Annotated in this window: 15 protein-coding genes and 1 other RNA gene; 14 read left to right on the top strand and 2 right to left on the bottom strand. The window is 38.7% G+C overall.

The features are described from left to right. Positions 1–320 precede the first annotated feature (320 nt). Both QNM16_RS00660 and ffs read left to right on the top strand, forming a co-directional pair. Positions 321–1,241 (top strand): DUF3014 domain-containing protein, encoded by a 921-nt coding sequence (locus tag QNM16_RS00660; RefSeq protein WP_284018674.1) that lies wholly within the window; start codon positions 321–323, stop codon positions 1,239–1,241. A 147-nt stretch (positions 1,242–1,388) separates the two neighbouring features. After that, positions 1,389–1,485: signal recognition particle sRNA small type (gene ffs / locus QNM16_RS00665), an RNA gene on the top strand. A 588-nt stretch (positions 1,486–2,073) separates the two neighbouring features. On the opposite strand, the gene QNM16_RS00670 is transcribed toward ffs, so the two are convergent. Continuing rightward, positions 2,074–2,442 (bottom strand): winged helix-turn-helix transcriptional regulator, encoded by a 369-nt coding sequence (locus QNM16_RS00670; protein ID WP_138566647.1) that lies wholly within the window; start codon positions 2,440–2,442, stop codon positions 2,074–2,076. Positions 2,443–2,562: 120 nt separating this feature from the next. On the opposite strand from QNM16_RS00670, the gene QNM16_RS00675 reads away from it, so the two are divergent. From QNM16_RS00675 to QNM16_RS00730, 12 genes are all read left to right on the top strand, one after another. Beyond that, positions 2,563–3,144, top strand: coding sequence for an NAD(P)H-dependent oxidoreductase (locus tag QNM16_RS00675; RefSeq protein ID WP_284018675.1), 582 nt, complete (start codon positions 2,563–2,565; stop codon positions 3,142–3,144). Between the two features lie 9 nt (positions 3,145–3,153). Then, positions 3,154–3,696 carry a peroxiredoxin-like family protein gene (locus QNM16_RS00680; protein WP_138566649.1) on the top strand — a complete coding sequence of 181 codons (543 nt, stop codon included), beginning with the start codon at positions 3,154–3,156 and terminating at the stop codon, positions 3,694–3,696. A gap of 8 nt (positions 3,697–3,704) precedes the next feature. After that, on the top strand, positions 3,705–4,070 hold the full coding sequence (locus QNM16_RS00685) for a hypothetical protein (RefSeq protein ID WP_284018676.1): 366 nt from the start codon (positions 3,705–3,707) through the stop codon (positions 4,068–4,070). After that, entirely contained in the window at positions 4,067–4,711 is a 645-nt protein-coding gene (locus QNM16_RS00690; RefSeq protein ID WP_284018677.1) for a DsbA family oxidoreductase, read from the top strand. Before QNM16_RS00685 ends, QNM16_RS00690 begins: the two co-directional genes overlap by 4 nt. A gap of 12 nt (positions 4,712–4,723) precedes the next feature. Then, a complete protein-coding gene (locus QNM16_RS00695; protein ID WP_284018678.1) occupies positions 4,724–5,278 on the top strand; it encodes a carboxymuconolactone decarboxylase family protein in 555 nt (184 codons plus the stop codon). Between the two features lies 1 nt (position 5,279). Then, on the top strand, positions 5,280–6,485 hold the full coding sequence (locus QNM16_RS00700) for a low temperature requirement protein A (RefSeq protein ID WP_284018679.1): 1,206 nt from the start codon (positions 5,280–5,282) through the stop codon (positions 6,483–6,485). A 45-nt stretch (positions 6,486–6,530) separates the two neighbouring features. Next, entirely contained in the window at positions 6,531–7,475 is a 945-nt protein-coding gene (locus QNM16_RS00705; protein WP_284018680.1) for an ion transporter, read from the top strand. Positions 7,476–7,977: 502 nt separating this feature from the next. Beyond that, positions 7,978–8,226 (top strand): hypothetical protein, encoded by a 249-nt coding sequence (locus tag QNM16_RS00710; RefSeq protein WP_284018681.1) that lies wholly within the window; start codon positions 7,978–7,980, stop codon positions 8,224–8,226. A gap of 134 nt (positions 8,227–8,360) precedes the next feature. Continuing rightward, positions 8,361–8,840, top strand: coding sequence for a DUF1203 domain-containing protein (locus tag QNM16_RS00715; protein WP_284018682.1), 480 nt, complete (start codon positions 8,361–8,363; stop codon positions 8,838–8,840). Positions 8,841–9,607: 767 nt separating this feature from the next. Then, complete coding sequence (locus QNM16_RS00720) at positions 9,608–10,015, top strand: GNAT family N-acetyltransferase (protein WP_284018683.1); 408 nt, start codon at positions 9,608–9,610, stop codon at positions 10,013–10,015. Positions 10,016–10,137: 122 nt separating this feature from the next. Further along, positions 10,138–10,752 carry a hypothetical protein gene (locus tag QNM16_RS00725; RefSeq protein WP_284018684.1) on the top strand — a complete coding sequence of 205 codons (615 nt, stop codon included), beginning with the start codon at positions 10,138–10,140 and terminating at the stop codon, positions 10,750–10,752. A gap of 93 nt (positions 10,753–10,845) precedes the next feature. After that, positions 10,846–11,190, top strand: coding sequence for a hypothetical protein (locus QNM16_RS00730; protein ID WP_284018685.1), 345 nt, complete (start codon positions 10,846–10,848; stop codon positions 11,188–11,190). Between the two features lie 204 nt (positions 11,191–11,394). On the opposite strand, the gene QNM16_RS00735 is transcribed toward QNM16_RS00730, so the two are convergent. Beyond that, on the bottom strand, positions 11,395–12,612 hold the full coding sequence (locus tag QNM16_RS00735; protein WP_284018686.1) for an alpha/beta hydrolase family protein: 1,218 nt from the start codon (positions 12,610–12,612) through the stop codon (positions 11,395–11,397). Between the last annotated feature and the right edge of the window lie 363 nt (positions 12,613–12,975).

Raw genomic sequence — 12,975 nt, forward strand, 5'->3', positions numbered from 1 at the left:
GCTTTAGGCTTACTTATACTATACTCAATTAAGGATGAATGTATATTTTACATCTTTTATAAATATCAGCCTGTTACGCAATTTTGACAAATTTAATTTGGTAAAAATGTGTCATTAATATGTGGCTTTTTGTCGAAATGACGCTTGTTTGTACTTACGTTCATGTAATTGTCAGCAAACAGATGCGAGTTTGAGATAAACTCTCGATAATGCGCGTTGACGCAGATGAGATATCTTTTAGTTTGTGTTTTAATTACTAGGTGCTGCTAGGGCATTTTCCTTAGTTGCCAAGTTTTTTAAGCTAATTTTACGGAGCCTCCATGTCAGAGCACAGTTCAACAGAACCAAGGACAAATAAAAAGCCTTCTAACAGCCAGTTACTTCTTGCGGCAATCGCAGCGGTGGCCTTGATCATTGTGGCTGTATTTGTATTAGCGAACAAAGAAAATAAACCCGCAGAAAATACAAAATTTCGACAGGATGTCGTTGTGCCTGAAGAAACCCCTAAGACCGTAGTTAACACCGCACGTCAAGAAGCTGAAGAAACCAAAAAAGCAGAGATCACGGCAAATGCCGAGCCAGAATCAACAACTGACTCTATTGAAGAGCCTGTTGTGACCGTCACCGAGCCAGAGTCTAGACCTGTTGAGCCAGTGGAACCGGTACTGCCGAGCCTTGATGAAAGTGACACCAGTGTGCGTGACTCAGTGGCAAGTTACTTGAGCAAGCAAGCGATGGAGCTATTGGTTACAGAAGACATGGTGAGACGTAGTGTTGTATTTATCGATAACCTAGCGCAGGGTAAAGTGGCTAAAAAGCATTACCCAGTAAGCAAGCCAGCTGATAACTTTATGGTGATTGAAGATGATTTGATCATCACAGATCCAAATAGCTTTGAGCGCTATACGCCATACGTGAATATGCTTAATTCGATGAGCACAGCCCAACTTGTTCGTTTATATGAGCAATACAAGCCACTTATCAGCGAAGCATATGAAGAAATCGGCTATAACGGGAACGAGTTTGACTACACACTACAGGAAGCCTTAGGTGAACTACTTGAAACGCCTATTCCTGAGTCAAACTTACCACTTATCCAAGAATCTGTGACGTACAAGTACGCCTATGCAGAGTGGGAACAGCTTTCGGATGCACAAAAACTGTTTTTACGTATGGGTCCTGAAAACATGAAAAAAGCGAAGAAGCGCTTACAAGCTTTTCAGCGTGCAATTGCCAACTAGTACAAATTTAATACTCAAATAATCAAAAGCTTGCTTACTTGCTTAAACAAACAGCAAACGAGCAAGCTTTTTTAGTTTTCGCTTGCATCCCAGTAAGAAAATCGCCATAATTCATCCCGCGCCAAACAAGGCCCTCAATGGTAGTCTTATTGGTCCTCTCGCAACAATAGTTCGTGAACCTGGTCAGGTCCGGAAGGAAGCAGCCACAGCGGATGACTTGTGTGCCGGGATGTGGCTGGTAAGACTACCACCCAACTTTCCTATTTTGTTGTTTGAAGTGTAAGTCTGAAAATTTTTAGTAAAACCCCGTATAAAAATTGAATTATAACCCTGCATAACCTACTTTTAGAACATCTCGCATATTCGCTGATGGTTGTGATGAGGCACAAAATCAGTCGCTCCAGAGTAAAAAAACCTCTACAAGTTCACAAGTCAAAAGAACAAAGCTACTTGCTTAGTTGAATCATCCTTAGAGTTCGATGCGTGCTTTCACTTTGAATACTCTCGTGAAATAAAAACCTTTGAAGCGCAACCGTTAGGGTTTGAATATGAATTCAAAGAAGGCAAAAACTCAGTGACCTGCCGAATAGGCAGAGTCCAATTCAAAAGCCACAGAATTTACAGGGACTTTTTTACAACCTTAAGAATGTTTTTAATATTTAAAAGATAACGTTTTCACACGCCATATATTTGCTTAAATAAGTTATGAGCGGTATGAAGTAGTTAACAAAAAAACATCCAGAAGCTTTCAAAAATTATTCAGAAAACTTCTGTGTACAGAATTACTTTAATGAAAGACGATGGGTTAAAATAGAGCAGGTTTTGTAGAAATTTATTTAGATATTTCGATATTGTGTGTTTCTGACCAAACTTTAAGGTCATCTAATATTTTTAGTGCAGAACGGCCAAAATCTGTCAGCTCATATGTCACCGCTATCGGTCTATCACTAATTACTTTTCTAATGACCATCCCTTCTTCTTCTAATTCTTTTAAGCGTTGATCGACCATTTTTTTAGTAGCCCCACCTAACATTCTAGATAAATCATTGAATCTGACAGGCTCATCTTTCAAATGGTAGATAATTGAACCCTTCCATTTACCGCCGATTAAACGCATGCCTTTTTCTATCGCACAAGGCTCCATACATGCGTTATAAACTTTTTTTCTTCCCTTACTATCTGTTTTTAATGAACTTTCCACGAAACCCCTCTTATTTAGCCTAGGTTACTAAAAGTATACTAATTGATTGTTGTTAAAAGGTACCTAAAATATACCATAAATAACCGTACAAAATAAATTTTAATTTTGGAGTAAACACAAATGAGCAATATTTTAATCATCAATGGTCATCAGTATTACCCTTTTTCTGAAGGTAAGCTTAACAGTACCTTAGTAGATAAAGCTGCAAGCTTATTGAACGCAAAAGGTCACAATACGCGCATAGTAACAATGTCTGAAACGATAGATGTTGAAAAAGAACTAGAGAACCATCAGTGGGCGGATTTCGTTATTTTCCAATCACCAATTAATTGGATGGGGGTTACTTGGTCTTTTAAAAAATATATGGATGAAGTGTATACAGCAGGAATGGGCGGTGCTTTATGTCATGGTGACGGTCGCCACCATGACTCACCTAAAGAAAACTATGGTATGGGTGGCACACTAATGAATACGAAATACATGATGTCATTGACTTTCAATGCGCCAGAAGAGTCATTTAATGACGAAACTGAGTTCTTTGATGGCAAATCTGTTGATGATCTTCTGTTCCCTATGCATATGAACTTCAAGTTCTTTGGTATGAAGCCAATGGAAACATTTGCATGCTTTGACGTGATGAAAAATGCCGATGTTGAAAATGACTTAAAACGTTTTGAAGCACACATTAACAAGCACTTTTAAGGAACAATCATGAGCGTTGAATATACGACTAAATTGCACGCAGGAGCTGATTTTCCTGTAATCGAAGCAAAACTACTAAATGATAATATTAAAAAATTGTCTACTCCTGAAAATGGTTTGGATTGGAAAATGGTTGTAGTTTACAGAGGTCAACATTGCCCGCTTTGTACCCGCTACTTAAACCAGTTAGAAAATGCGAAAGACCTTCTTGCTCAAACAGGCGTAGATTTGATCGCCGTTTCAGGTGACAGTAAAGAACAACTAGAAAGTCATATGGAAAGACTTAATGTAACTTTCCCTATCGCATATGGCCTCACTGTTGAACAGATGGAAGAGCTTGGGTTGTATATATCAAATCCTAGATCGCCTGAAGAAACGGATCATCCTTTTGCTGAGCCGGGTCTATTCGTCGTCAATGATGAAGGTAAAGTTCACGTAGTGGACATTTCAAACAATCCATTTGTAAGACCTGAACTTCAGTCATTGATTAGTGGCTTAGATTGGATAAGAAATCCTGCAAACAACTATCCTATTCGTGGTATGCATAAATAGGAGTTCAAATGAAAAAGGTTGTATTAGCTGGTGTCTTTTCAGCCCAATTATTTGGCAATGCGCTTGCTGAAGACTCGAAAATCGAGTCTGCGCACATAGCATCACCAAAACATTACAAACTACTGCTTGAGAATGAAGAAGTCATCGTGCTCAAGATGACACTAAAACCAGGGGAACAGGATAATTGGCATAAACACAATGCTGAGACTGTTTACTTCGAAAAAGGTGGTAAGGCGAAGATAACAACCAGTGAGAAAGACATGACTTTGGAGATCCCGAATGGCTATGTAATGTGGCATGACCAATGGGAGCACCAAGTTAAAAATGTTGGTGACACAACTATCACTGCAATTATCGTTGAAAAGAGAAAATGATGTCAAAGACACAAATTAACATTGATATCGTTTCTGATGTGGTTTGTCCTTGGTGTGTAATTGGCTATGGTCGCTTAAAAGCGGCATTAGCCAATTTTTATACTAAATTCGACATTAATATTGTTTGGCACCCCTACGAGCTTAATCCCAATATGCCAAAAGAAGGTGAAAACCTAAGACAACATTTGTCGAAAAAGTATGGTACTACATTAGAGGGCAGCATTAGAGCCAGAGCCATGTTGACTGAAGAAGGAAGAAAAGTCGGCTTCAAGTTTAACTACTTTGATGAAATGAAAATGCTTAATACACATCAATGTCATCAACTGCTTCACTGGGCCAAAGAAAGTGATTTTCAAAACCAATTAGCAGAGGCATTTTTTGAGCATTTCTTTAGTAATAGAGGTACTTTTACAGAGCCAGAACTTATTCATATCGTGGGTAAAGTTGGCTTGAATACCGAGCAAGCACAGTCAGTATTAGCTAATAACTCATGTACTGAAGAAGTGAAGTTAAGCGAAGCGCACTGGCATCGAAATGGAATACATGGCGTGCCATTATTTATTTTTAACAGTGAAAAAGCACTATCAGGTGCGCAAGAAGTCGCAACCTTTGAAAATGTACTTAATCAATATTTAAAATAGAGACAACTTATCATGTTTACTTATTATGAACCGGATACGGCTCCAGAAGAGTCGAAACTACTAATGGAGCAATCTTTAGCAGGTTTTGGCATGATCCCAAACCTTCACAAAATTTTAGCTGAAGCGCCAGCAACATATAAAGCGTATAACCAAACCTTTACAAGCTTCATGAAAGAAACAACGTTTAGCCCAGTTGAGCAACAAGTTGTTTTCATGACGTCAAACTTTGAGAATAATTGCCACTATTGTGTTCCGGGCCATACATGGATGATGAAGTCATCTAAAATGCCAGATGATGTTATTGAAGCTTTGAGAAATGGCACTGTTCTACCAGACGCAAAACTTCAAGCGCTTCATAATTTCACAAAAGCCTTATTAGACAACCGAGGTCACATTGGTGACGCTAAGTTAAATGAGTTTTTGAATGCTGGATATACTAAGCGCCAAGCTTTGGAAGTGCTCACCGGACTGGCATCAAAACTAATCTCAAACTTCACAAACGCATTAACGCATACAAAAGTGGACGATGCTATGAAGCCTTACGCATGGGAAAAGCCGGAGAAATAGTATGTCACTAGAAAATCATCCGATGTGGCGATTGCCAAAGCACCACTTAGATCATGATGATGCCCATGACCATGTGCATTGGGTTGAGCTATTTTATGATCTGATCCATGTGGTCATAATTTTCTTACTTGGAAACTTTTTAAGTGACCACTTGAGTGTGGATGGTTTCATAGCGTTTGCGGGACTATTTATCGCTGTGTGGTTCGCCTGGGCAGACTCTAGCGTATATAACTCGCTGTATGTCAGCACTGACGTAAAACATAGACTCATTATGTCTTGCCAAATTGTAAGCGCAATGGTGATGGCTGCGTCGATTCCACATGTTTTAGATAAGGGCTGGATGTATTTTGCCCTTGCTTATGCCGCCAATAGAATGATCACCGCCTATTTGTATCACAGAACAAATAGGCTTGGTGTTGAAGCAACAGTGCTTTCACAAACAGTAAGCCGCAACTTCTTTGTTCTTGCTATCGTATTCGCAATAAGTGCTTTTCTACCTGAACCATATAATTTTGCGGTATTTGCACTTGCCATACTTTCGATCCAACTCCTGTATATGCTTCCAAAAGTTGGGGTTTTAGAATGCAAACGATTTTTACCTAGACTAGGGCACATGTCTGAGCGTTTTGCTCTACTACTTCTCATTGTTGTTGGCGAAGGGTTCTTTAAACTCGTGATCACTCTTTCCGAAAAAGGCGTTTATAAAGTCACTCCAGAGGTACTGTTTAACTTTATGTTTGGAGGTATAGCGGTATTTGTTCAATGCTGGATTTATTTCGATTTTGTAGGCAATGGAAAACCTAAAAATCAAAGAAAGTGGACGCTAGTTAGCTGGTGGTTAGCGCATTTGTTTCTAATGCTGTCTGCTGTGATGGTGGGTGTTGCGCTGGCTGGTGAAGTAAAAGTAGGATTTTGGGACCCATACCCGCTCAAATATGGCGCCATAGGTTGTATCGGACTTGCCTCATATTTACTCTGTCTACTTTGGATTCAATTTAATATCGAAGAACGCATTGCCCATCGATTTGCTACCGCAAAAGTACGAATGTTTGGTGTTGTTTTAGCTTTAGTAACATTATTGGTCCTACCCTACGTGCCAGCTCTAGTAGGTAACCTTTTATGGGGTACAGCTTTAATCTCTCAAATAGCAATTCCGGTAACAAGAGCATACATCACCTTTTCCAAAGAAGAACAGGATAATGCCTAAGAATTGCGCACTAACGGTTAACTCAATGATTAGCGGGAATAATTGATGGACAAGGCACTTACAACTAGAAAAAAGGTATATGATATCCTTGAACATGGGTTCGATGGTTCAAGTACTAGCCGATTATTTAGCGGCTTTATCGTGTTGCTCATCATTTTAAACGTAAGTGCCATCATTCTTGAATCTTATAAACCAATAGGAGAAATGTATCATCAAGAGTTTCTCTTGTTTAACATTTTTTCTGTTGTTGTGTTTACGCTGGAGTATTTCGCGAGAATATGGGTTTCTGTTGAGTCACCGCTCAGTGAGTGTTCTGGACCAACAAAATCAAGGGTTAAGTATTTATTAAGCCCGGTGTCACTGATTGATCTGTTAGCAATAGCCCCTTTTTATTTATCATTCATATTTGCAATAGATCTAAGATATCTGCGTATGCTAAGAATGATCCGACTATTGAAACTAACACACTATTTCAAAGGGCTTCATTTATTCATAGACGTTTTCAAAAAGGAGTTACCCAGTATAGGTGCTGCAATTATAATAATGAGTGTTTTAGTAATAATGTCAGCCAGTGTTATGTACGGCCTTGAACATGAGGCTCAACCCGATGTTTTTGATAGTATTCCAAGCGCTATTTGGTGGTCTGTAGTGACAATGACAACCGTTGGTTATGGGGATGTTATACCAGTGACTTTTTTAGGCAAATTTATATCCATTTTTATCATGTTGTTAGGTGTTGGTATCGTCGCTCTTCCTGCTGCTATGCTTGCTGCCAAGTTCGGTGATGAGCTGAGAACGCGAAAGCAACTTCTAGAACGTGAAGTAGCGAACGCTCTTAAGGACGGTATAATTACTTCAGAAGAACAAGCTGCGATTGAGAAATTATCTCAATCAACGGGGATCACATCTCAAGAACTTGAGCACGTAATATTAAACTATAACAGACACAATTCTAAACCAGTGAAATGCGAACATTGCGGTAAAACCTAGCTTTTTAGCGACCCCATATTTAAGCTTTTTGTTTAGGTGTGTAGTAAATACGTTTCCTTTGTTTCATTGCAACGTTCTCCATAATTAAGGATAGCATTGCATCCACCAGTTGAACTCACAGCTCGATAGAGACCTTAACTCTAACTCACTTTGGGGCAGTAACGAGTTACGCTGATAGTCCGCTTCTAGTACTAAGCGGACTTTGAAAAGAACACTAAAAAGCGTCACTTTTTGCAACTTTAGACTCCACTCTTATGCCAGGTTATACTTCAATCATACAGCTAAGTCATTGAAGTAATCGGGTCGCCTTATGCAAACTTATGCTATAAACTCCATCTTTTGTTGTTTGAAGTGTAAGTCTTATTAATAATACTCAAAACTATACTAAAACATACTAATTCCCTTATAAATCCAATTAAAAACTAATTCTTTATTCATTATATCGATAGCACTTCATATACTAATCTACTAAAACTCATTCGAGCTAATTGGTTTAGTTACCATGTTAGTCAAAGTTCTTGCGCAAGTTAAAACAGATAATTCAGGTTTATTGATTGAAGTACCTGTGTTGCTTAGCGAGTATGGTGTATTTGAGCCGTTACTTGATTACGTTATAAGTCAGTCGCACATCAAAAGTTTGCCATGGATGATCCGTATTACGTTTGCTTGCCAACTGTTACTTGAGTACATGCAAGCCAACATGCTAGAGAATATGTGCCTGCCCTATTTGTTTACTTTTCTGATTTGGTGACATCTAATTAAGTTATTGTTATGGTTGATAGTAATAGAGTATGTGTATGAGTCGCCGTTGTTATGCGGCGGGGGATACGCAATTGTTATGCGACATTTTTCGTGGATAAAAATGTTAGTTATTGAGGGAGTCAAATGAAATATAAAGTTGTGCCTGTAAGATCGGATTTCTTAGATAAAGTTAGAAATGTAGGTATTGACGATCAAAACCAACCTGTAGAAGTATTGGAAGCTAAAGGCGGTGAACCATGTCGAGATGTGCTTCGTGGCGCAAAGCCCGGTGAAGAGCTAATATTGGCCAGTTATTGTCCTTTCACGAAAGCAGGCCCGTATAAAGAGTATGGTCCCATTTTTGTATTGGCTAACTCGAATAGTCAGGAGTTTGATGTTAACAAGTTGCCATTGCCAAATGGATCTGCAACCGATTATTTAGGTCATACGTTTGTTTTAAGAGCATACAGTGAAAACGAGCGTATATTAGACGCTAAATTGACATCACCAGAACAGGCAGAGTCAGATCTTGAAGAGTTTTTAAGCAATGAAGAGGTAAGCTTTGTGATTGCAAGATATGCTGCTTATGGTTGTTACAGTTTCAGAGTTGAACGTGCGGCATAGCTTACAATTTGATAGGTGGTAAAGTTTACTGTGTCACTTTATGCTTTGGGTTTCATGGAGCTGTTTATTTTGACAATCCTAAGAGGTTTCTAAGTGACCTAGAGGTTATGAACTCTACAATGAAAGGTTCTGCTGAGTTGAAAGAGAATTGTAACGATCACTTCCTTAAATTTGAGCTTAATCACTTAGGGCATTTAATTGTCAGTGCTTGTTTCGTAGAGTACAGTGAACATTCTCAAAATTTGGCTGTAGAGTTTAAAACTGCCCAAACTTGTTTGCCTTCATTTCTTGAAGATCTCAAATTAGCCTTGGTGTAACAGCAGCTAACAAACGCTTAAGCTAAAGGGCTCAAAACAGCAGGCTTGCGCTCCTTGTCGCCCGCTATTTTACGGCGTTTATGGCAAGTGTTATGTTTCAATCAGGGTATGCAAATTTAAATGGCTCAGTGTAAAAAATGTAAAGCGGATATGGTGCCTCTCGAAGTTAAAGTGGCAATGAACAAGTCATATTTCGTATGCCCAGTATGCAAACATAGAATTAGTAGCTTTAGCCTTAAAGGTTTATTCATTTTTATCGGTAGTGCAATATTGTTGTGGGTTATTCTGTTTACTCATCATCACATGACAAACTAACTTTTTGGTTTGTGTCTTTGAAACATAACAAACGCATTATGAGCGGAACCAAAAAGCTTGGTTTGGTTCGTACTTCAATAATTATCACCAAATACTTTGTTCCTAATATAATAACATTAGGCATCGAGAGGCAGCATGGAAGTAATTGATCAATTTTCTAGTGAACATGTAAAACAAGTTCATGCTTTGTACCAACAGGTATGGTGGGGGAAAACTCGCACTTTAGCTGAAACAAAAGCATGTGTATCTGGTTCGCAGGTTTGTGTTGGTATCGTAAGTGAGCAAGGTGAACTAGTCGGCTTTGCACGTGTATTGAGTGACTTTATCTATAAAGCTGTCATTTTTGATGTCATTGTAGCACCAGATGAGCGCGGGAAGGGTCTTGGAATTAAGTTAATGGAGTTGATAAAACATCATCCTAAACTGAACAAGGTTCGTCATTTTGAACTCTATTGCTTGCCTGATATGGAACCATTTTATGAGCAGTTTGGTTTTACCGCAGAGGTCGGCGGAATACGTCTATTAAGGTGTGAAAACGCCTAACAAATTGTTTATGAATACAGCTTGCGGTCGGCGATTTGGGTTTGATTTGAGCCTAGTGATTACTGTCGCTCTGTTTGGTTTAGTGGTAGTTAGCTGCTACTTAACAAGGTGTTAAGTCTCTTATGAATATTGAGTATTACGAGAAATTTGAGAAAGAGTTAGAAGCTGGGCTAAAGAAACAAGCTGCAACTTCAGTGAAACTTTTTGTTGAGTCATTTAAAGGAGAAGAAGAGGTTCGTAACTGGGTATGGTCGTATTTACCTAATCTAGAGAAAAACAGACATAGTTGTATCCGCTACGAAATATTCATAAACCTCGTTTACCCTACTCTGAAAAGAGGTTTTGAGATTGGTGATTACGATTCAACTTTGTGGCTTGGTAAGCTTATTCAAAATATATACCAAACCAAAGGCTTATTTGAAGAACTTGGCTCTCTAGTTGATATGGATTTTTATAAAAGATGTCACGAAATAGATCCCGAGAATAATCATGGGAATAGCTTACTGCTTGACAGTATTTTAAACTGGTTTTCATATTGTGAACATGAATGGCCAGCCGGTATTTTATACGGTAATGATGGCGCAAGTATTGAGCAATGCGAAGATATAAGAAATGAAGCAAAGTTTGCTTTATCACTTGTGACTGAGCAAGCGGATAAAGACTTTATTGAGCAGTTTTTAGAAAAACTAATTCAGTATGAAACGAGGATTATTAAGGCCTTAAAGTCGGATTCGTAACAGTTAGCTCGGTTCCGCTTCGCTTCAAATTTTAGGCAACCACATTTTGCCTTTTAACAGAGGCGGTATATCTACTTGAAGTGAGGAGTTACCATGACCTATGAATTTCCAGAGGAACTAGAGTTTTTTGAGAAAGGCTTTGGCTATTCTAGTGAATATGATCAAGATGAAGGGAAATTTTCATTTCTGATGGATTATGACACTGGTGAAAAATTAATATTTACTCATTCACCGTTTGGTAATAACTCAGTCAGTGTGAAACTATTTTTGGGTGGAGAGTTGGTATTTCATATTTACAAAGAAAATGTCACGAATATTGTGTTTCAGGCTTGGGGCGGGGAGCAAGTGTTAAGAATACATTTAGCCGATGACACCAATAATTTCTTAATTTACTTTAATCCAAAACCAAGGCTAAAATATTGCGAGCCTAATATGTAATTGTGTATATAAAAAGTGCGTCAACGCATGGACTAATCAAGCTTGGCTTAGTTCGTGCTCACTAACTCAAGTAAAGCATTATTAGCCCTTTATGCGAGGCGTCATATACAAAAAAAGCGCCTGTACTACTTGTTTATTCCTAACCCACATAAACACTTTTTTTTGCTAATAGCACAGCGTTAAAAACAGCTAGTGCGTGTGTATTCAAAAACCCTGTATGACCCAATCTTTCAATTCATAGTAGGCACAGAGTATTAACGGTTGTGACGATGATTCTTCAGAATTGCAGTCAAAAACTTTGAAGCTTAAATTATCTCGGGACAAATTAGCTGGTGGCTTAAAATAGCCTTTATTGTTACCAAGGTGATGCTCAAAGAAACCTGTGCTCAGGCTGGCCACATCCACAATAGCTTTGAAGTTATTATCTATTTGCTGTGTCGATTGCGGTTGCTGAATCATCTCCTTAAAGACGACAAAGTCGGTGAAAGACACGTGATTGAGGTCTTCAAAAATGGCAACATAGCCCTTGTTTTTTACGTTGACGAAAATTTCGCTGAAATATTCCTCGTAGGCGTGCACATACATAAAGGGTTGCTTGATAGTCAGCCCTTTTCTATTGAAAACCGTTCCGTCGAGGTTAATGATGGCATCGACTTTGTCCGATTGTGCTGCACTGTGAAAAGCGGCTGCTCCACCATAAGAATGGCCAATAATGCCCACTTTGTCGGAGATTTTGTTGTATAAAACACTCTCTAACTTTTGGTTTTGTTGTTGTAAGTGTTCAAGAACAAAGAGCTGATCGGCGCTCCACATCGCCAGATCACTTCCTAGGTCAGCATGGGGCAATTCTATGGTCAGCTTAGTCTCGGAATTAGGGGGAGTGTAGTGGGATGAACCAAAAGTATGGTTTATGGAAGCGACGAGATAGCCTCTACTGGCAATATATGAAGCAGTGATGACAAACAGTTCCGGATTGAGATAATACCCATGAGATAAGATTATCAGGGGCAAAGACCCCAAAGAGTCATCTATGTCAGCTGCTTCAGCGATGTCCCAATTCAACGACCTTAACTTTTCGATTTCCGATGGCTCTATTACTTCATCGAAAATAAGCTGGTTAACTCGTGCAAACTTGTCCGGAAAAGCCGTCAGTTTAGTTTCCTTATGATCGACTACGGCAGGGTAAAAAAGCCTAACGCCTAGCTGTCTGGGGCCTAAATCAAGCGTTCTGTGGCTGTTGCGACTGTGATCTTCTAGGTGAACAACAAAAGTCCCGACTGGTTGCTTTAAAGGTAATGATATTGTCTGCTGGTAGATACACAGATTATTTTCTGTTGCAAACTCGCAGCTTTGCACCTTGCTGGTTGTTAGAAAAATAATAATTGCCACAGAGAGTAGCTTCGCTAGGTGTTCAGGCTTCATTATTCATCCCACTGTTTTGTTTGTGATTTTATGTACTGATCAGTAATTATCTTTTTATAACGAGTATTTGGTCGGAAAGGTAGTAATACCTGTCATCATGGTTAATCACTATGATCTGCTACTCATTCATAAAGCAGATATATTTCTTTGCCTTAAAAGAAACTCACTAACATTACGAGTTGCTTATGCTGATCAGTATCCAGCGTGACTTAAAAGTATGGGAATAGAACATATCTAGCACGTTAAAGTTTTTGAATAACAATTAGATCTCTAGCTACCGTATTTCAAGTAATATTTATATCCATAAATATTATACTAAATCATGCTATTAGTAAGTTCCATTATGATTTATTTGTATTTGAA

Source organism: Pseudoalteromonas umbrosa (genome assembly GCF_030125375.1).
In the GTDB taxonomy this organism is placed as follows: domain Bacteria; phylum Pseudomonadota; class Gammaproteobacteria; order Enterobacterales; family Alteromonadaceae; genus Pseudoalteromonas; species Pseudoalteromonas umbrosa.

Bases quoted from the DNA above. Each gene is read 5' to 3' on its own strand.
- QNM16_RS00660 (WP_284018674.1), top strand. From the start codon at position 321: ATGTCAGAGCACAGTTCAACAGAACCAAGGACAAATAAAAAGCCTTCT.
- QNM16_RS00675 (WP_284018675.1), top strand. From the start codon at position 2,563: ATGAGCAATATTTTAATCATCAATGGTCATCAGTATTACCCTTTTTCT.
- QNM16_RS00680 (WP_138566649.1), top strand. From the start codon at position 3,154: ATGAGCGTTGAATATACGACTAAATTGCACGCAGGAGCTGATTTTCCT.
- QNM16_RS00685 (WP_284018676.1), top strand. From the start codon at position 3,705: ATGAAAAAGGTTGTATTAGCTGGTGTCTTTTCAGCCCAATTATTTGGC.
- QNM16_RS00690 (WP_284018677.1), top strand. From the start codon at position 4,067: ATGATGTCAAAGACACAAATTAACATTGATATCGTTTCTGATGTGGTT.
- QNM16_RS00695 (WP_284018678.1), top strand. From the start codon at position 4,724: ATGTTTACTTATTATGAACCGGATACGGCTCCAGAAGAGTCGAAACTA.
- QNM16_RS00700 (WP_284018679.1), top strand. From the start codon at position 5,280: ATGTCACTAGAAAATCATCCGATGTGGCGATTGCCAAAGCACCACTTA.
- QNM16_RS00705 (WP_284018680.1), top strand. From the start codon at position 6,531: ATGGACAAGGCACTTACAACTAGAAAAAAGGTATATGATATCCTTGAA.
- QNM16_RS00710 (WP_284018681.1), top strand. From the start codon at position 7,978: ATGTTAGTCAAAGTTCTTGCGCAAGTTAAAACAGATAATTCAGGTTTA.
- QNM16_RS00715 (WP_284018682.1), top strand. From the start codon at position 8,361: ATGAAATATAAAGTTGTGCCTGTAAGATCGGATTTCTTAGATAAAGTT.
- QNM16_RS00720 (WP_284018683.1), top strand. From the start codon at position 9,608: ATGGAAGTAATTGATCAATTTTCTAGTGAACATGTAAAACAAGTTCAT.
- QNM16_RS00725 (WP_284018684.1), top strand. From the start codon at position 10,138: ATGAATATTGAGTATTACGAGAAATTTGAGAAAGAGTTAGAAGCTGGG.
- QNM16_RS00730 (WP_284018685.1), top strand. From the start codon at position 10,846: ATGACCTATGAATTTCCAGAGGAACTAGAGTTTTTTGAGAAAGGCTTT.
- QNM16_RS00735 (WP_284018686.1), bottom strand. From the start codon at position 12,612: ATGAAGCCTGAACACCTAGCGAAGCTACTCTCTGTGGCAATTATTATT.